At 70.1% G+C, this 17,957-nt stretch carries 15 protein-coding genes; 9 read left to right on the top strand and 6 right to left on the bottom strand.

Going from position 1 to position 17,957, the window contains the following annotated elements:
- Nucleotides 1–19 precede the first annotated feature (19 nt).
- The 5 genes from I3K84_RS15810 to dapF form a co-directional block, all read right to left on the bottom strand.
- Complete coding sequence (locus tag I3K84_RS15810; protein WP_103737188.1) at nucleotides 20–1,129, bottom strand: GTP-binding protein; 1,110 nt, start codon at nucleotides 1,127–1,129, stop codon at nucleotides 20–22.
- 107 nt (nucleotides 1,130–1,236) lie between these two features.
- Entirely contained in the window at nucleotides 1,237–2,424 is a 1,188-nt protein-coding gene (locus I3K84_RS15805; RefSeq protein ID WP_196994965.1) for a class I SAM-dependent rRNA methyltransferase, read from the bottom strand.
- Nucleotides 2,425–2,515: 91 nt separating this feature from the next.
- On the bottom strand, nucleotides 2,516–3,487 hold the full coding sequence (locus tag I3K84_RS15800) for a tyrosine-type recombinase/integrase (protein ID WP_196994964.1): 972 nt from the start codon (nucleotides 3,485–3,487) through the stop codon (nucleotides 2,516–2,518).
- A 99-nt stretch (nucleotides 3,488–3,586) separates the two neighbouring features.
- Nucleotides 3,587–4,279 (bottom strand): DUF484 family protein, encoded by a 693-nt coding sequence (locus tag I3K84_RS15795; RefSeq protein ID WP_011806781.1) that lies wholly within the window; start codon nucleotides 4,277–4,279, stop codon nucleotides 3,587–3,589.
- Nucleotides 4,276–5,154 carry a diaminopimelate epimerase gene (gene dapF, locus I3K84_RS15790; RefSeq protein ID WP_088888328.1) on the bottom strand — a complete coding sequence of 293 codons (879 nt, stop codon included), beginning with the start codon at nucleotides 5,152–5,154 and terminating at the stop codon, nucleotides 4,276–4,278. Before dapF ends, I3K84_RS15795 begins: the two co-directional genes overlap by 4 nt.
- Nucleotides 5,155–5,348: 194 nt before the next feature.
- On the opposite strand from dapF, the gene I3K84_RS15785 reads away from it, so the two are divergent.
- From I3K84_RS15785 to I3K84_RS15765, 5 genes are all read left to right on the top strand, one after another.
- Complete coding sequence (locus tag I3K84_RS15785) at nucleotides 5,349–5,546, top strand: hypothetical protein (protein ID WP_015914278.1); 198 nt, start codon at nucleotides 5,349–5,351, stop codon at nucleotides 5,544–5,546.
- A gap of 83 nt (nucleotides 5,547–5,629) precedes the next feature.
- Nucleotides 5,630–5,830, top strand: coding sequence for a hypothetical protein (locus tag I3K84_RS15780; protein WP_196994963.1), 201 nt, complete (start codon nucleotides 5,630–5,632; stop codon nucleotides 5,828–5,830).
- Between the two features lie 34 nt (nucleotides 5,831–5,864).
- Complete coding sequence (locus tag I3K84_RS15775) at nucleotides 5,865–7,571, top strand: MBL fold metallo-hydrolase (protein ID WP_196994962.1); 1,707 nt, start codon at nucleotides 5,865–5,867, stop codon at nucleotides 7,569–7,571.
- Nucleotides 7,564–8,364, top strand: coding sequence for an rRNA pseudouridine synthase (locus tag I3K84_RS15770; RefSeq protein WP_196994961.1), 801 nt, complete (start codon nucleotides 7,564–7,566; stop codon nucleotides 8,362–8,364). The genes I3K84_RS15775 and I3K84_RS15770 overlap by 8 nt, the downstream gene beginning before the upstream one ends.
- A gap of 182 nt (nucleotides 8,365–8,546) precedes the next feature.
- Nucleotides 8,547–10,337: a lysoplasmalogenase family protein gene (locus I3K84_RS15765; protein WP_196994960.1), complete on the top strand. Its 1,791-nt coding sequence runs from the start codon at nucleotides 8,547–8,549 to the stop codon at nucleotides 10,335–10,337.
- 4 nt (nucleotides 10,338–10,341) lie between these two features.
- On the opposite strand, the gene ruvB is transcribed toward I3K84_RS15765, so the two are convergent.
- Complete coding sequence (ruvB, locus tag I3K84_RS15760; RefSeq protein WP_011806788.1) at nucleotides 10,342–11,412, bottom strand: Holliday junction branch migration DNA helicase RuvB; 1,071 nt, start codon at nucleotides 11,410–11,412, stop codon at nucleotides 10,342–10,344.
- Nucleotides 11,413–11,636: 224 nt separating this feature from the next.
- Here ruvB and I3K84_RS15755 point away from each other — a divergent pair, with 224 nt between their 5' ends.
- From I3K84_RS15755 to I3K84_RS15740, 4 genes are read left to right on the top strand one after another with little or no spacing between them, the layout of a single operon-like run.
- Nucleotides 11,637–12,275, top strand: coding sequence for a DUF2760 domain-containing protein (locus I3K84_RS15755; RefSeq protein ID WP_196994959.1), 639 nt, complete (start codon nucleotides 11,637–11,639; stop codon nucleotides 12,273–12,275).
- Nucleotides 12,276–12,283: 8 nt separating this feature from the next.
- The gene (locus I3K84_RS15750) at nucleotides 12,284–14,194 is read left to right on the top strand and encodes an Hsp70 family protein (protein ID WP_196994958.1); all 1,911 of its coding nucleotides are present in this window, start codon (nucleotides 12,284–12,286) and stop codon (nucleotides 14,192–14,194) included.
- Nucleotides 14,195–14,204: 10 nt separating this feature from the next.
- A complete protein-coding gene (locus I3K84_RS15745; RefSeq protein WP_172208559.1) occupies nucleotides 14,205–14,798 on the top strand; it encodes an NAD(P)H-dependent oxidoreductase in 594 nt (197 codons plus the stop codon).
- 4 nt (nucleotides 14,799–14,802) lie between these two features.
- Nucleotides 14,803–17,673, top strand: coding sequence for an Hsp70 family protein (locus I3K84_RS15740; protein WP_196994957.1), 2,871 nt, complete (start codon nucleotides 14,803–14,805; stop codon nucleotides 17,671–17,673).
- The last annotated feature ends 284 nt before the right edge of the window (nucleotides 17,674–17,957 follow it).

Raw genomic sequence — 17,957 nt, 5'->3', positions numbered from 1 at the left:
CCGCCAGCCACCACGGGTCTCACACCAGGCACTGCTCCAGCCCCTGTTGCAGGATGTCCTGCGGCAGGTCGATGCCGATGAACACCATCTTGCTCTGGCGCGCCTCGCCTTCGGCCCACTGGGGACCCAGGTCGCTGCCCATGAGCTGGTGCACGCCCTGGAAGATCACCTTGCGATCGGTGCCTTTCATATTCAGCACGCCCTTGTAGCGCAGCATGCGCGGGCCGTAGATATTGACGATGGCGCCCAGGAAGTCCTCCAGCTTGGCCGGATCGAAGGCACGGTCGGCGCGGTAGACAAAGCTCTTGACGTCGTCGTCATGGTGGTGGTGATGCGGGTGCTTGCAGTGCTCGTCATGCTTGTGCTCATGGCCATGGTCGTGGCCGCCGTGCGCATGGCCATGACCATGGTCGTGCTCGTGTTCGCAGTGCCCGTGGTCATGGTCGCAATGGCTGTGGTCGTGCGCGTCTTCTTCCTTCAAGAAGTCCGGGTCGATGTCCAGCTTGGCATTGAGATTGAAGCCACGCAGGTCCAGCACCTCGGCCAGCGGCACATCGCCAAAATGCACCGCGCGGATGGGCGCGCGCGGGTTCATGTGCTTGAGGCGGTGGATCAGGTCGTTCTTCTCCTCCTCGCTCACCAGGTCGGTCTTGGACAGGAAGATCTGGTCGGCAAAGCCCACCTGCCGGCGTGCTTCCTGGCGGTCGTCCAGCTGCTGCTGGGCGTGCTTGGCGTCCACCAAAGTAATGATGGAATCGATGAGATAGGTCTCGGCGATCTCATCGTCCATGAAAAAAGTCTGCGCCACGGGGCCGGGGTCGGCAAGCCCCGTGGTCTCGATCACCACGCGGTCGAACGCCACCAGCCCCTTGCGGCGCTTGGCGGCCAACAGCTGCAGGGTTTCGCGCAGATCCTCGCGGATGGTGCAGCAGATGCAGCCGTTGCTCATCTGCAGAATCTGCTCTTTGGACTCGGTCTTGAGGATGTCGGTGTCGATGTTTTCCTCGCCGAACTCGTTTTCGATCACGGCGATCTTCTGGCCGTGCATTTCGGACAGCACGCGCTTGAGCAGCGTGGTCTTGCCGGAGCCGAGGAAGCCGGTGAGGATGGTGACGGGAATCAGGGCCATGGGTCGCTTTCCGTGGAGTGCAAACGCAAAACGGCGGCCTGGACGACCGCCGCATGGGAATCGAATTTCAGTGTACAGAGCCTGTCAAGACCTTCGCGCCCGCAGCGTCATGCCGGCTTGCGCATGATGGCCAGACCCTTGAGGTACTCGCCCTCGGGGAACTCCAGCGTCATCGGGTGGTCGGGCGCGCCGGCCAGGCGCCCCAGCACGTAGCCGTCCACGCCCGCATCCGCACCCGCCGAGGCCACGATCTTGTGAAACAGCTCGGCGCTGATGCCGCCCGAGCAGGAAAAGGTATACAGCACGCCGCCAGGCTCCAGCAGTTGCAGCGCGAGGCGGTTGATGTCCTTGTAGGCGCGCGCCGCACGCTCGGCATGCGCCGCCGTGGGGGCGAACTTCGGCGGGTCGAGCACGATGGCGTCAAAGCGCCGCCCTTCGGCCAGGAAGCGGCGCAGGGATCCATTCACGTCGGCATCCAGAAATTCGGCCCGCGCCGCGTCGAACCCGTTCAATTGCACGTGCGCCCGCGCACGCTCCAGCGCGGGGCCGGAAGAATCGATGGACGTGACCTGCCCCGCGCCGCCGGCCAGCGCCGCCACCGTGAAGCCGCCCGTATAGCAATAGCAGTTGAGTACGCGCTGCAGGCCCAGGCGTTGCACCGTGGCAAAGAAATGGTGCCGGCTGTCGCGCTGGTCGAGGTAGAAGCCCGTCTTGTGCCCTTCGGCAATGTCGAGCGTGAGCCGCCAGCCATGCTCGCGGATCGTCAGCTCTTGCGGCCCCTGCCCGCGCAGCCAGCCGGTGGCGGGCGCCAGGCCTTCCAACTGGCGCACGCTGGCGTCGGAGCGCTCGTACAGGCGCGACAGGCCTGTCGCCTGAAGCAGCGCATCGGCGATGACGGCCTTCCAGCGCTCCGTGCCCGCGCTGGTGAACTGGGCCACCAGCGTGTCCTCGTAGCGATCGACGATCAGCCCCGGAAGCCCATCGGATTCGCCATGGACCAGCCGCACGCCATTGCTTTCAATGGGAAAACGGTCTCTAGCGCTTATGGATCGGGCGCAAGCAGCTATAAAAAAAGAAGCGTCGATGCGCTGCTTCTCGTCAAAGCTCCACACCCGGGCACGGATGCGCGACTGGGGGCTGAACGCCGCCCAGGCAAGAAACTGGCCCTCCGCCGACTCCACCCGCACCGTCTCGCCGCTGTCGCCGCCGCCCTTGGCGATGGCACCTTCAAAAATCCAGGGATGGCGGCGCTGCAGCGAACGCTCCTTGCCGGGTTTCAGTCGAATGGTTTTCATCCCCGGATTGTGCGCGCGCGGGTGAGCGCTTTTGTCGCACCCGGCCGGACGCAGAGCGTGCGGGACCAGGCTACCGCCCGCCGCCCGCCACCTAGGGCTTGCGCCGCGCGCGCGGGTGCGCCGCGTCGTACACCCGCGCCAGGTGCTGGAAATCCAGCCGCGTGTAGACCTGGGTGGTGGTGATGTTGGCGTGGCCCAGCAGCTCCTGCACGGCGCGCAGGTCGCCGCTGGACTGCAGCAGGTGGCTGGCGAACGAGTGGCGCAGCATGTGCGGGTGCACGGGCGTGGTCAGGCCCGCCACCTGGCTGCGCTGGCGCAGGCGCGACCAGACGGACTGCGCCGTGAGCCGCGCGCCGCGCCGGCCGATGAACAGCGCCGGCTCCAGCCGCGCCGCGCCCGCGGCACCCAACGGCAGCGCGCGCTGCGCCAGCCAGGCCTGCAGCGCCGCGGCGGCGGCGCGGCCCACGGGCACGCTGCGTCGCTTGGAGCCCTTGCCGAACACATGCGCCTCGCCCGCCTGCAGGTCCACCCAGCCGCGCCCCTGCTGGTGCGCGGCGGGGCTGGGCGCCACGTCCAGGCCCACCAGTTCGCCCACGCGCAGGCCGCAGCCGTAGAGCAGCTCGACGATGGCCGCGTCGCGCGCCTCCAGCCAGGGGTCGGCGCCCGTCTCTTGGTGCTCGGCCAGGCGCACCGCTTCGTCCACGGGCAGGGCCTTGGGCAGGGGCTTGGGCGCCTTGGGCGCGCGCACGTCCTGCACGGGGTTGTGCGGCACCAGCCCCTGGCGCGCGGCCCAGGTGTAGAACCCCCGCCAGCCCGAGAGGATGAGCGCGATGCCGCGCCCGCTGCGCCCGCTGGTATGCATCTGCGCCACGAAGCGGCGGATGTGCGCGCTGGTCAGGCGCAGCAGCGGCAGATCCACGCCCGCGGCCATGGCGGCCAGGCGCTGCAGGTCCAGCGTGTAGAGCGTGAGGGTGCGCGCGGCCAGGCGCTTTTCCACGCGCACATGCTCCAGGTACTGCAACGCCTCAGGCGGCAGGTGCAGGGCAACTGGCGTGTCGTTCATTTGCTACTGAATAAGGAGCTTCTTGCGCTTGATGCGTGGTGTTTTCAGGCAAAAAACCTACGCAAACCCTTATCCATCCAGCGCAAGCCGCTCACTTTTTCATCGCATGCGCGACAGCGCCGAGCTGGCCAGCTCGGCCATGCGCGAGAGAAATTCCGTGCCCATGGTGGCCTCGAAGCGGTGCGGGTCGTGCGAGCCCAGCACGATCAGGCCGAAGGCCGGCTGGTCGGCGCTGTCGATCGCGCCTTCGCGCAGCGGCAGCAGCGCCAGCGACTGCACCTCGCCCGCCTCGGGCAGCCAGGCCGTGGCCTCGAAACCCAGGTTGGGCCCGCAGAACGGCATGGTCAGCGACGAGGCGAACAGGCGCAGGTCCTCACTCACCGGCTGGGTGGCGACGAGGCCCGCGTGCTCGGGCGCGACGTTCCACACCCGCAGCGCGACCTGTGGCACGTCGAACAGCGTGCGCAGGCCGTTCTCCACGGCGCGCGGCAGGCGGGCCGCATCGCGCACGGCGGCCACCTCGCGCGTCCACTGGTGGATCTTCTGGGTGATGGCGGCGTTCTCGGTGCCGTGGCGCACCATCTCCATCACGCGGTGTTCCAGGCCCTTGATCTTCTCGCGCAGCATCTCGGCCTGGCGCTCGTGCAGGCTCACGGCGCGCTGGCCGTGGGGGCTGGCGATGGTGACACTGGCCAGCAACTCGGCATGGCGCTCGAAGAAGCCCGGCGTGTTCGCCAGGAAGTGCGCGATGTCGTCTTCGGTGATGGGGGATACGGGAGAGGAAGAGGTCATAAAGCGTCCGGAATGTCGATCTCGCCTTCGAAGACGGTGGTAGCGGGGCCGGTCATGAACACGGGGTCTTGCAAGCCGCCGGCCCAGTCGATGGTGAGCAGGCCGCCCCGCGTGTGCACCTGCACGCGCGCATCCAGCAGCCCCAGGCGGATGCCGGCCACCACGGCGGCGCAGGCGCCCGTGCCGCAGGCCAGCGTCTCGCCCGCGCCGCGCTCGTACACGCGCAGGCGCACTTCACCACGGTTCACGATCTGCAGGTAGCCCGCGTTCACGCGCTGGGGAAAGCGCGGGTGGCTTTCGATCAAGGGACCGGTCTGCGCCACGGGGGCAGTGTCCACATCGTCGACCAACTGGACGGCGTGCGGGTTGCCCATGGACACCACTGCTACCAATAGCGTAGCTGCTGACGCCTGTCCATCAAGCGCCAGAGGCCATTTTTGGCCTGAACCTTGCGACACGGGCGCGAGGCCCGTGGTGTCGAACGGCACGCGCGCCGGCTCCAGCTCGGGGCGGCCCATGTCCACCGTCACACGGCCGTCGGCGGTCAGGTGCGGGGCGATGACGCCGGCCATGGTCTGCACGCGGATCGTGTCCTGCGCGGTGAGGCCCTTGTCGCGCACATAGCGCGCGAAACAGCGCGCGCCGTTGCCGCACTGCTCCACCTGGCCGCCGTCGGCGTTGTGGATCACGTATTCGAAGTCGATGCCCGCGCCGGGCGAGGGGCGCACGGTGAGGATCTGGTCGGCGCCCACGCCGAAGTGGCGGTCGGCCAGAAAGCGGTACTGCGCGGGCGTGAGCCCCAGGCGTCCCTGCGTCTCGTCGAGTACCACGAAGTCGTTGCCCGCGCCCTGCATCTTGGTGAAGCGGATGTGCATGGCGCGATTATCCGCCGCATGCGCGCGTCGCCTGGGTGCAACCACGGGGAAACCCCGCACGGCTGACATCCGAGTTTTTTGCTCGGCTATTGATTTCGATCAGCCCGCCCCTGGGCTGCATGGGGAGCATCCGGGGTTCCCGCCGCGCCGCCCTGCCGGCAGCGGCGGGCCACGATAACGACAACGGAGGTGCGATGACCCTGACGATGGATGTACTCGACCGGCTGCATGCCGCCGACCCGAATGCCGCGACGGAACTGGTGCAAGACAGCGCCGACGCCGTGGCGCTCATCGAACTGCTGGAGATGCTGTGGAACTGCGGCATTCCGCGCGCGCCGCAGTTGCTGGAGCCCGTGCTCCAGCGGCTGCTGCAGCTGCGTCCCACGGATTGAACACGTCCGCCGCGGGTGCGGTTCGGCCGGCATGGGCAGGTTGTCCCTTTGATCGCCCCCAGAAAAGAGAGAGCGAGGCCACCATGACTCTGACCGTTGACGTACTTGACCGGCTGCATGCCGAAGACGTTGCCACCGCCACCCATCTCGTGCAGCGCAGCGCCGACGGCGCCGCGCTGATCGAGCTGCTGGAGATGCTCTGGAGCGTGGGCATTCCGCGCGCCCAACCGCTGATCGGCCCGGTGCTGGAACGCCTGTCCCAGCTGCGCCCGCTGCAGGGCTGATGGCGGGCGGCGTGCGCCTGCCGATAATGCGCCGATGCCACGCCTGAGCCAACAACTACACCCCCACCGCGAGCCGGTCACCCCCCTTCACGCGGCCACCGTGCTGCTGCTGCGCGATGCGCCCCAACCCGGCGGCGGCAGCACGCTGCAGGTGCTGATGACGCGCCGCTCCGACAAGGCCAGCTTCGTGCCCGGCGCCTACGTGTTCCCCGGCGGCGGCATCGAGACGCAGGACGCCGACCCCGCCACCCACGCCCTGGCCGACCACCGCCCGGCGCAGACCGCCGCGCGCCTGACCGACGCGCTGGCCGCCATCCGCGAAAGCTTCGAGGAGCTGGGCGTGCTGCTGGCGCGCCACGGCGACGGCCGCTGGGCCGGGGCCGACGACATCGCCGCCATCGCACGCCAAGCACCGGCCGGCACCACGTTCGCCGCGCAATGCGCCGCGCGCGGCCTGCGCCTGGCGGCCGACCGCGTGTACTGGCTGGCCCACTGGACGGCCGACCGCAATTTACCGAAGCGCTTCGCCGTGCCCTTTCTCGTCGCGCGCATGCCCGAGGGGCAGGAGCCCGTGGCCGACGAGTCCGAGCAGTTCGAGCCCGTGTGGGTGAGCCCTGCCGACGCGCTGGCGCGCCACGAGGCGGGGCAGTTCTTCATGATCTTCCCCACCATCCGCACGCTGCAGCGCCTGGCGCAGTTTGCGGACGTGGACGCCGTGCTCGCCGCCGTCGCGCACGAGCAGCCCCTGTGGGTCAGCAGCCCGCGCTCGGGCCTGCTGGGCGGCAAGGAGGCGCGCTTCATGGAGGATGAGGCGCCTTTCGGCGAACTGGCGCTGGTCACGCCCACGGGCCGCGGCGAGCATGCGCTGGACTGGCAGAGCGAGACGCCCGTGCCGCTGCTGAAGAACGTGCAGCGCCTCACTGCCCCCAACCCCGGCGTGATGACCGGCCCCGGCACCAACAGCTACCTGGTGGGCGACCCGGCCACGGGCTACATCGCCATCGACCCCGGTCCGGCCGACACCGAGCACCTGGACAAGCTCTGGCGCGCCGCGGGCGGGGACATCCGCATGATCGTGTGCACCCATTCGCACGCCGACCATTCCCCCGGCGCCGCGCCGCTGCAGGCGATGTGCGTGCGCGCCGGGCGCGCCACACCGCCCATCCTGGGCCTGCCCTCGGCGCCCACGGCACGTGCAGCCAGCCAGTTCACGCCCGACCGTTCGCTACAAGATAATGAGCTGCTCACGCTTGCTGGACAAGGGCCGGACGGCGAAATCACCCATACCCTGCAGGTCATCCACACGCCCGGCCATGCAGCCAACCATCTGTGCCTGCTGCTGCGCGAGGACGGGTTGCTGTTCTCGGGCGACCACATCCTGAACGGCAGCACCACGGTCATCGACCCGCCCGACGGCAACATGGCGGACTACCTGGATTCGCTGGACCGGCTGGACGCGCTGTGCGCCGAGCACGGCGCCGATTTCATCCTGCCCGCGCACGGCTACGTGCTGGGAGGCCCGGAAGATGGGGCGCGCACCGCCATCGCGCGCCTGAAGGCCCACCGCCTGGCGCGCGAGGCCAAGGTGCTGGCCGCCATGCAGGCCCAGCCCGAAGGCAGCATGGACGACTGGGTGCGCCTGGCCTACGACGACGTGCCGCAGCGCATGTGGCCCATCGCGCAGCGCTCGCTGCTCGCGCATGTGGAGCGCATCCGCATGCTGGAGCCCGGCAATGACTGAGTCCAGCCATCCAACGGACGCGGTGCGCCTGTCCAAGCGCGTGGCGCAGCAGTTCCAGTGCTCGCGCACCACGGCAGAGCAGTACATCGAGGGGGGATGGGTGTCGGTGGACGGTCAGGTGGTCGAGCTGCCCGGTGCGCGCGTGGCGTCCGCGCAAAGCGTGGTGCTGGCGCCGGACGCCAACCCGATGGAGCTCACGCCCGTCACCCTGCTGCTGCACAAGCCGCCGGGCTACGAGGCGGGGCTGGGCCTGGTCACTGGCGCGACGCACCGCGCACCGGGCGCGCACGGCAGCCGCAGCCAGGGCGCGCCGCAAGCCGTCGCGCTGCTCAACGCGCAGTCGCACCTGCCCGAAGACGCCGCCGGCACGCGCGTGCTGCTGCGCCATTTCAAACAGCTCGAATGCTTCACGCCGCTGCCCACCGAGGCCAGCGGCCTGGTGGTCTACACGCAGGACCGGCGCATGGCCCGCAAGCTGCAGGAAGACATCGAAACGCTGGAACAGGAGTGCATCGTGGAGGTGGCAGGCCAGATCGCGGACGGCGGACTGCAAAAGCTCTGCCACGGCCTGAGCTTCAACGGCCGGCCGCTGCCGCCCATCAAGGTCAGCTGGCAAAGCGAGACACGCCTGCGCTTCGCGCTCAAGGGCATCCGCCCCGGCCAGATCCCGGCCATGTGCGAAGCCGTGGGCCTGTCCGTGCGGGCCATCAAGCGCATCCGCATCGGCCGCGTGCCCCTGGCCAAGGTGCCCCAGGGGCAGTGGCGCTACCTGCAGCCGTGGGAGCGTTTCTGAGCGGACGCGGGCCCCGGCGGCGGGGACGGACAGCGATGACGGCGACGCGGGTCGCCTTGCGGCGGCGTGGAAGGGCGCGGCCCCCTTCAGCGCAACCAGGCCCACCTACCCGATTTTCAGGCGCAGGCGCTTAAGGGTTGCCCTCCTCGCGGCGGACTTGGCTGCAGCCCACAATCGTTCCCATGTCCGGCAGCCAGATCATCGTCCTCGTCACCCCGGTGTTCCTCGCCCTCATGGCGCTGGAATGGGCCATCGGCCGTTGGCGCGGGCGGCCCGCGTTGCGGCTGGCCGATGCGGTGAGCAGCGTCAGCCTGGGCATGCTCAGCCAGACCAGCGCGGTGTTCACCGTGCTGCTGCGCGTGGGGCTGTACACGCTGGCCTATGAGCACCTGGCGCTGTGGCGCAGCGAGGCGTTCTGGACCACCTGGTACGGCTGGCTCATCGCGCTGGTGTTCTACGACTTCTGCTACTACTGGCTGCACCGCATGGGGCACGAAGTGGCCGTGCTGTGGGCCGCGCATGCGGTGCACCACCAGAGCCAGGACTACAACCTGTCCACCGCGCTGCGCCAGACCAGTTCCGGCGCGGTCCTGGGCTGGGTGTTCTACCTGCCGATGGCGCTGGCGGGCGTGCCGCCGCTCGTGTTCGTGGTGGTGGGGCTGGTCGACCTGCTGTACCAGTTCTGGGTGCATACCGAGCAGGTGGGGCGGCTGGGCTGGTTCGACCGCTGGTTCTGCAGCCCCAGCAACCACCGCGTGCACCACGCCGTGAACGACAGCTACCTGGACAAGAACTACGGCGGCATCCTGATCGTGTGGGACCGGCTGTTCGGTACCTTCAAGGACGAGGACCCCCGGGAGAAATGCGTGTACGGCACGCGCGGCCTGCTCAACAGCTGGGACCCGCTCTGGGCCAACGCCCAGGTGTATGCAGGTCTGCTGCACGACAGCTGGCACGCCCGCCGCTGGGCGGACAAGCTGCGCGTGTGGCTGAAAGCCCCCGGCTGGCGCCCCGCCGACGTGGCGCAGCGCTTTCCCAAGCCGGCCTTCAACCTCCACGACATGCCCCTGTTCGACCCACCCCTGTCCGCGCCGCTGCGTTGGTTTGCCGGCGTGCAGTTCGTGCTGCTGCTGGCGGGCGTGGCGGCATTCCTGTGGCAGGCCGACGGCGCACCGCTGGCGACCAACGCCGTGTGGTTCGCCACGCTGCTGGCCTGCCAGTGGGCGCTGGGCGCGGCCATGCAGGGGCGCATTGGCATGGGGTTGGCGCTGATGATCGAAGCCGGCGCGCTGGCCACGGCGACCAGCGCGCTGGGGTTCACGGCGTGGCACCTGCTGTTCAAGCCGCTGACCATGGCGATTGCTATCACTTATGTAGCTATTCGCGCTTATCCAATGAGCGCTACAGGCCGTTTTGGCTTGCACCGCTCATACTTGCTGCTGGGCGCGCTGCTGGGTTCGCTGGCGGGCGACGTGTTCCTGATGCTGTCAGAGCACCTGTTCATTCCCGGCCTGGTGAGCTTCCTGCTGGCGCACCTGTGCTACATCGCGCTGTTCAAGCAGGGCGTGGGGTGGTTCGGCCACCGCGGGGCACTCGGGGGTACGCTGGCGCTGGGCATCGGCATGTACGCCTTCCTGTGGCAGGGCGGGTTGCCGGCCGCGCTGCGGGTGCCGGTGGCCGTGTATGTGGTGGTGATCGCGCTGATGGCGGCGCAGGCCTGGGGGCGCCACGCAGCGCTGCGCGAGCGCTCGTCGCTTGCGGTGGCGCTGGGCGCGTGCTGCTTCATGCTCAGCGATTCGCTGCTGGCCACCAACCGCTTCGTGCAGCCGCTGCCCTTGTCGCAGTTGTGGGTGCTGGCCACCTCCTATGCGGCCCAGGTGCTCATCGTGAGCGGGATGGTCACAGCGCTGACCCGCGGCGCAGCGCACCAAGCCGACGCACGGACCCAGCCGCTCACCCCCCACGCGGCCTGAGCGATCAGGCGGACTCGAACAGCCCGCCCGCGGCGCGCGGCGGCGCCACGCCCAGGTGGCGGTAGGCGGCCAGCGTGGCCACGCGCCCGCGCGGTGTGCGCTGCAGATAGCCCTGCTGAATCAGGTAGGGCTCGATGACGTCCTCGATGGTGCCGCTCTCCTCGCCGATGCTGGCAGCAATGTTGTCCAGTCCCACGGGGCCGCCGTCGAAGCGATGCACCACGGCCTCCAGCAGCTTGCGGTCCATCACGTCGAAGCCCTGCGGATCCACGTCCAGCATGGTCAGCGCGCGGTTGGCAATGTCCAGGGTGATGTGGCCCGAACCCTTCACCTCTGCATAGTCGCGCACGCGGCGCAGCAGGCGGTTGGCGATGCGCGGCGTGCCGCGCGAGCGGCGCGCGATTTCCATGCCGCCCTCGGCATCGATGGGCGCGCCCAGCAGGCCGGCCGATCGCATGACGATGCGCGCCAATTCATCGGGCGTGTAGAACTCCAGCCGCGCAACGATGCCGAAGCGGTCGCGCAGCGGGTTGGTGAGCATGCCCGCGCGCGTGGTGGCGCCCACCAGCGTGAAGGGCTGCAGGTCCAGCTTGATGCTGCGCGCGGCCGGCCCCTCGCCGATCATGATGTCGATCTGGTAGTCCTCCAGCGCGGGGTAGAGGATTTCCTCGACCACGGGCGAAAGGCGGTGGATCTCGTCGATGAAGAGAACGTCGTTGCGTTCCAGGTTGGTGAGCAGCGCTGCCAGATCCTTGGGCTTTTCCAGCACGGGGCCGCTGGTCTGGCGCAGGTTCACGCCCAGTTCGGTGGCGATGATGTGGCTGAGCGTGGTTTTTCCCAAGCCCGGCGGGCCGAACAGCAGCACATGGTCCAGCGCCTCGCCGCGCTTCTTGGCCGCGCCGATGAAGATCTCGAGCTGTTCGCGCGCCTTGGCCTGGCCCACGTACTCCTGCAGCAGCTTGGGGCGCAGCGCACGCTCCAGCGCTTCCTCCTGTGAGGAGGCCGGTGCGGCCGACACCACGCGCTCGCGCGCAGGAGGGGGAGAGGGGGCAAAGTCGTCGGTATGGATCGTCATGCGAAGCGGACCAGGAAGGGCGCGTGCATTGTCCCCCATTCCCCCGCGCTGCCGGGCCGCCCCGCCACCCCGCGCGGGCCAGGGATAGCCGCCTTTCGGTAACATCGCCGCCTTCGCGCGCCGCGCGCGGGCGAGCCCCGTCCCCCTCCCGGACCACTCGAACGCCGCACCCGCCCCTGTGCGCCGCGCCGCCTCGGCCCGGCGCCCCTCTTGCAGCGACAGCCATGAACACTCCAGCACCCCCCTCCTTCCTGCGCCGCGTGGCCATCGCCATCGGCAGCTTTTTCGCCATCCTGGGCAACGGCCGCCTGGCCGCCGACATCCAGCGCCTGCGCGCGGGTGAAGCGCTGGCCGCCGACGTGGCGCCACCGGCTCCCCAGGCAGTGCGGGTGGAAGTGCCCGTGGAGACAATCGTGGAGAAGATCGTCGAGGTCCGCGTGGAGGTGCCCGTCGAGAAAGTGGTGGAAAAGCGCGTCGAAGTCGCCACCGACACCGCCGCGCTGCAGCTGCTGGGCCTGCTGCAGCGCGAGGCGCGCCTGGTGGACTTTCTGCAGGAAGACGTGGCGCCCTACTCCGATGCCGAGATCGGCGCCGCCGCGCGCGTGGTCCACGAGGGCTGCCGCAAGGTGCTGCGCGAGCATTTCACCATCGAGGCCGTGCGCCCGGAGGGCGAGGGCAGCCACGTCACCCTGCCGGTCGGCTTTGACGCCACGGCCGTGCGCCTCACGGGCAATGTGCTGGGCCAGGCGCCGTTCACGGGCCAGCTGACCCACCGCGGCTGGAAGGCGACCGCCGTGCGCCTGCCGCAGCTCACCGACCCGCGGGCCGCCGCCGTGCTGGCCCAGGCCGAGGTGGAGCTGTGAACACGGATATGCCCAACACTCCTGAAACCATAGCTGCCAGCGCTTACCCTGCAAGCGCTACAGGCAAAAATAACGCCCAGTACAGCATCGGCATCGATCTGGGCACCACGCACTGCGCGCTGTCGTACGTGGACCGGCACGCCAGCGACGGCGACACCGTCGTGCAGCAGGTGCTGGATATTCCGCAGCTCACCGGACCGGCCAGCGTGGAGGCGCGGCCGCTGCTGCCCTCCTTCCTGTACCTGCCGCATGAGAGCGAGTTGAGCGCCGCCGACACGGCGCTGCCCGGTGGCGGCGCAGGCCAGGACTGCGTGGTGGGCGAGCTGGCGCGCACGCGCGGCGCGGCCACGCCGATCCGTCTGGTGTCCAGCGCCAAGAGCTGGCTGTGCCACCCGGGCGTGGACCGGCGTGCGCCCATCCTGCCGCCCGATGCGCCGCCAGAGGTGCCACGCGTGTCGCCCCTGGCCGCATCGGCGCGCTACCTGTCGCACCTGCGCTGGGCCTGGAACCAGGCCCACCCCGAGGCGCCGCTGGAGCAGCAGGACATCACCGTCACCATTCCCGCATCGTTCGACCCGGCCGCGCGCGAGTTGACGGCCGAGGCCTGCCGCGCCGCCGGCCTGGAGCGCCTGACGCTGCTGGAAGAGCCCCAGGCCGCGCTGTACAGCTGGATCCAGGCCAGCGGCGGCGGATGGCGCAAGCAGGTCGCCAGCGGCGACATCATCCTGGTGGTGGACGTGGGCGGCGGCACCACGGACCTGTCGCTGATCGCGGTGCTGGAGAAGGACGGCGCCCTGGAACTGCAGCGCGTGGCGGTGGGAGAGCACATCCTGCTGGGCGGCGACAACATGGACCTGGCGCTGGCCTATGGCGTGGCGCGCAAGCTGGCCCAGGAGGGCAAGCCGCTGGATGCCTGGCAGACCCGCGCCCTGGCCCATGGCTGCCGCGCGGCCAAGGAGCAGCTGCTGGCCGACGAGGCGCTGCCATCCGTGCCTGTGGTTGTCCCCAGCCGCGGTAGCAAGCTGATCGGCGGCAGCATCCGCACCGAGGTGACGCGCGCCGAAGTGCAGGCGCTGCTGGTCGAGGGGTTCTTCCCGCAGGTGGCCGTGGGCGACAAGCCGCTGACCCGCGCGCGCGGCGCGCTCACGCAACTGGGCCTGCCCTACGCGCAGGACGCGGCCGTCACGCGCCACCTGGCGGCCTTCCTGTCGCGCCAGCTGGATGCCACGGCACAGATCCCTGGCCTGGCCGGCAGGCAAGCGGGGGGCGCCAGCTTCCTGCACCCCACGGCCCTTCTGTTCAACGGGGGCGTGCTGAAGGCCCCCCAGATCGCTGAGCGCATCGTCGGTGTCATCAACGGCTGGCTGGCTGCCGAGGGCGCCGCCCCGGCCCGGCTGCTGGAAGGCGCCCAGCTGGACCTGGCCGTGGCACGCGGCGCGGCGTACTTCGGCCATGTCACTGCGGCGGGGCGCGGCGTGCGCATCCGCGGCGGCACGGCGCAAAGCTACTACGTGGGCGTGGAGAGCAACATGCCCGCCATTCCCGGCATGGAGCCGCCCCTGAGCGCCCTGTGCCTGGCGCCGTTCGGCATGGAGGAAGGCACCGAGGTCGCGCTGCATGCCCAGGAATTCGGCCTGGTGGTGGGCGAGCCGGTGCGGCTGCGCTTCTTCGGCTCCAGCGTGCGCCGCGGCGACACCGTGGGCACGCTGCTGGACTTCTGGGGACCCGAAGAGCTGGTGGAACTGCAGGAGATCGAGGCCCACCTGCCCCCCGAGGGCCGCACGCCCGGCGAGGTCGTACCCGTCACCCTGCACGCCCGCGTGACCGACATCGGCACGCTGGAGCTGAGCGCCGTGCCCGTGGGAGGCCATGAGCGCTGGAAGGTGGAGTTCGACGTGCGCGCCCAGACACAGGCCTGACGCCGGCGCCATGCACTGCCTGGTCGTCATCGCGCATCCGCTGGAGGACAGCCTGTGCCATTCGCTGGCGCAGGAAGCCATCCGCACCCTCACCGCCGCAGGGCACACGGTGCAGGTGGAGGACCTGTGCCGCACGGGCTTCGCGCCCGCGCTCACGGCGGCGGAGCGCCGCAGCTACTACGGCACGGCCTTCGACGGCGGCGCCGTGCAAGCGCAGATCGACCGGCTGCTGCAGGCCGAGGCGCTGGTGCTGGTCTTTCCGACCTGGTGGTTCGGCTTTCCGGCGGTGCTCAAGGGCTGGTTCGACCGCGTATGGGCGCCCGGCGTGGCTTACGACCATGCGAGCGACCTGGGGCCCATCCGCCCCCGCCTGCACCGGCTGCGCACGACGCTGGCCATCACCACGCTGGGCTCGCCCTGGTGGGTGGACCGGCTGGTGCTGCGCCGGCCTGTGCGGCGCGTGCTCAAGACCGCGCTGCTGGGCACCTGCGCGCCACGCAGTGCCTTCGACATGCTCTCGCTCTACGGCGCCGAGCGCCTGTCCGCCGCCCAGGTGCAGCGGTTCAACGCGCGCATCGCACGCGCGCTGTCTTCATGGGCTTAGCCGGGTGAAACGCTACACCGTCGGCATCGACCTGGGCACCAGCCACACCGCCTGCGCCTATGCGCCGCTGGAAGGCCGCGCGGCGGACATCGCACTGCTGCCCATCCCGCAGCGCCTCTCGGCGGGCGACGTGCAGGCGCAGCCGCTGCTGCCCTCGGCGCGCTACCAGGCGGCACCCGGCGAGTTGGGCGAGGCGTGGCGACAGCCCTGGCCGCCCCTGGAGGCCACGGACGACACCCCCGCCACCCTCGGCCGCTGGGCACGCGACCTGGGTGCAGCCGTGCCAGGGCGGCTGGTGGAAAGCGCCAAAAGCTGGTTGTCCCACCCAAGCGTGGACCGCACGGCGCCCATCCTGCCCTGGGGCGCGCCGCAGGACGTGGCCCGGGTCTCGCCGGTGCAGGCCAGCGCGTCGTACCTGGCACATGTGCGCGCGGCATGGGACGCCGCCCACCCCGATGCGCCGCTGCATGCGCAAGACCTGGTGCTCACCGTGCCGGCTTCGTTCGACGAGGGCGCGCGCGCGCTCACGCTGGAAGCCGCACGCCTGGCCGGCTTGCCAGCGCTGCAGCTCTTGGAAGAGCCCAAGGCCGCATTCCACGACTGGCTGGCGCTGCAAGGCGAACAACTGGCCGCGCAATTGGCGGGCTGCCGCCTGGTGCTGGTGGTGGACGTGGGCGGCGGCACCACGGACCTCACGCTGATCCGCGTGGACACGCAGGCCGGCGGCACGCCCCGGCTGACGCGCATCGCCGTGGGAGAACACCTGATGCTGGGCGGCGACAACATGGACCTGGCGCTGGCGCACCTGCTGGAGCCGCAGTTCGCCGGCGACGGTGGCCACCTGCCCGCCGCGCGGTTACCCGCCGCGCGGTTACCCGCCGCGCGTTTGCCCGCCGCGCGCTTTGCCCAACTGGTGCAGCGCTGCCGACAGGCCAAGGAGTTGCTGCTGGCCGACGGCGCCCCCGACAGCGCCGCAGTCACGCTGCTGGGCACGGGCAGCCGCATGCTGGCGCAGACGCACACGGCCACGCTCACGCGCGCGCAGGTGCTGCAATGCGTGGTGGAAGGCTTTCTGCCGCAGGTGCCGATTGGCGATCGCCCGGCGCGCCGCCAGGGTGCGCTGCGCGGGCTGGGCCTGCCCTACCCCGCCGACGCGGCCATCACGCGCCATCTGGCGCAGTTCCTGGCGCAGCACGCCGGGGGCGACTTGCCCGACACCCTGCTGCTCAACGGCGGGGTATTCCATGCACCGGCGCTGGTGCAGCGGCTCGCGGAGGTGCTTGCGCACTGGCGCGGCGCACTGCCCCGCGTGCTGCACAACCCGCACCCCGACTGGGCCGTGGCGCGCGGCGCTGCGGCGTACGGGTTGGCGCAGCATTCATCATCAAATACGCACACAGCCCAGTCAGAACAAGCGCCAGCAGCTCCTAAAACCATAGTCCCACGCATCGGCGGCGGCTCGGCGCGCAGCTACTGGCTGGTGCTGCCGGGCAAGGCGGGCACTGCGCCGCAGGGCATCTGCCTGCTGCCCCGCGGCACCGAAGAAGGCGTGCGCCTGGTCCTGACGAGCCGGCGCTTCGCGCTGCGGCTGGGCCAGGCCGTGCGCTTCGCGCTGGTGGCGCGCAGCCAGGGCCAGGCGCAGGCCGGGCAGATCGCACCGCTGGAGGGCGACGGCTGGGCGGAATTGCCGCCGCTGGCCACGGTGCTGCCCGCACCCGAAGGCCGCGCCACCGCCCAGGTGGAGGTGCAGCTGCAGGCCTGCATGACCGAGGTGGGCACGCTGGAGGTGCGCTGCGTGGCAACGCAGGAGGCGGACCAATCCTGGCTGCTGCCCTTCGCCGTGCGCGGCGCGGCGGGCACCGATGGCGCTTCCAAATCGATAGCTGCCAGCGCAGAATCGGAAAGCGTCAGCGGCCAAAAAGGCTCGGAGGGTAAAGCCTCACGCCTGCCCCAGGCGCTGGCGCTGATCGACCGCATCTTCGGCACCCAGGCACAGGACGTAGCGCCCAGGGAGGTGCGCCAGCTGCGCCAGTCGCTGGAAAAACTCCTGGGCCCCCGCGCCGGCTGGGACGTGGCCTTGCTGCGCGCGCTGTTCGATGCATTGCTGGCGCGTGCGCGCCGCCGCCGGCGCACGCCCGAGCACGAACGCACGTGGCTCAACCTGGCAGGCTGGTGCTTGCGCCCCGGGGTGGGCGCCGAGCTGGACGCGTGGCGCATCGCGCAGGTCTGGCAGCTCTACCCCCAGGGCCTGGGCCACGGCCAGGACGCCGCCAACTGGACCGAATGGTGGGTGTTCTGGCGCCGTGTGGCCGCGGGTCTGGACGAGGCGCAGCAGATGCAGGTGCTGGAAGCGGTGGCCGGCTGCATGCAAAAGACCGTGCAACGCAGCCAGGGCAAGGCCGCGTGGGGCAGCTACGACGACATGCTGCGCCTGTTCGCCGCCATGGAGGCCGTGCCCTGGCAGTACCGCCAGGAAATGGGCCAGTGGATGCTGCAGCGCCTGCTGCGGCCCGATGAGTCCGCACAGACCTGGTGGGCCATCGGCCGCCTGGCCGCGCGCCAGCCGCTGGCAGCCAACGCCCACCGCGTGATGCCGCCCGAGGCCGCGGCCGAGTTTCTGCATGCCACGCTGCGCGAGGACTGGCGCCACAACGAGCATGCCCTGTTCGCCGCCGTGCAGATCGCCCGCATGACCGGCGACCGCGCCCGCGACCTGCCCGACGCTCTGCGCACCGAAGTGCTGGAAAAGATGCGCGCCACCCACGCGCCCGCACGCTGGATCGCGCTGGTGGAACAGCCCACGGCCATGGAGACCGAGGACCAGCAGCGCAGCCTGGGCGACAGCCTGCCGCCCGGGCTGGTGCTGGTGGGTTAGGGCCTGTTCACACTATTTTTGCCAGATGCGTTGCGATCAAAAAGGGCCAGGCGCAAGGCGCCAAACGAAGCTGGGGTGCTACCCCAGCGAGGCTTGGCAACGCCGCGAATGGCCCTTTTTGATCGCAACCCGGAGGGAACGGAGTGAAAACCACGCCATTCGTCGTTGCCCTCCTAGCCAAGGCCCCGGCCTTGGCGTCGTCACGCGCCTAGATTGGCGCGGTTTTCACGCCATTCGCACTGGCAAAAATAGTGTGAACAGGCCCTAGTGTGGTGTCTCAAAAG

Source organism: Diaphorobacter sp. JS3051 (assembly GCF_015832135.1).
GTDB lineage: Bacteria > Pseudomonadota > Gammaproteobacteria > Burkholderiales > Burkholderiaceae_C > Diaphorobacter > Diaphorobacter nitroreducens.
The sequence above is the reverse complement of the archived record's forward strand: the minus strand, read 5'-3'. Positions and strand labels throughout refer to the sequence as shown.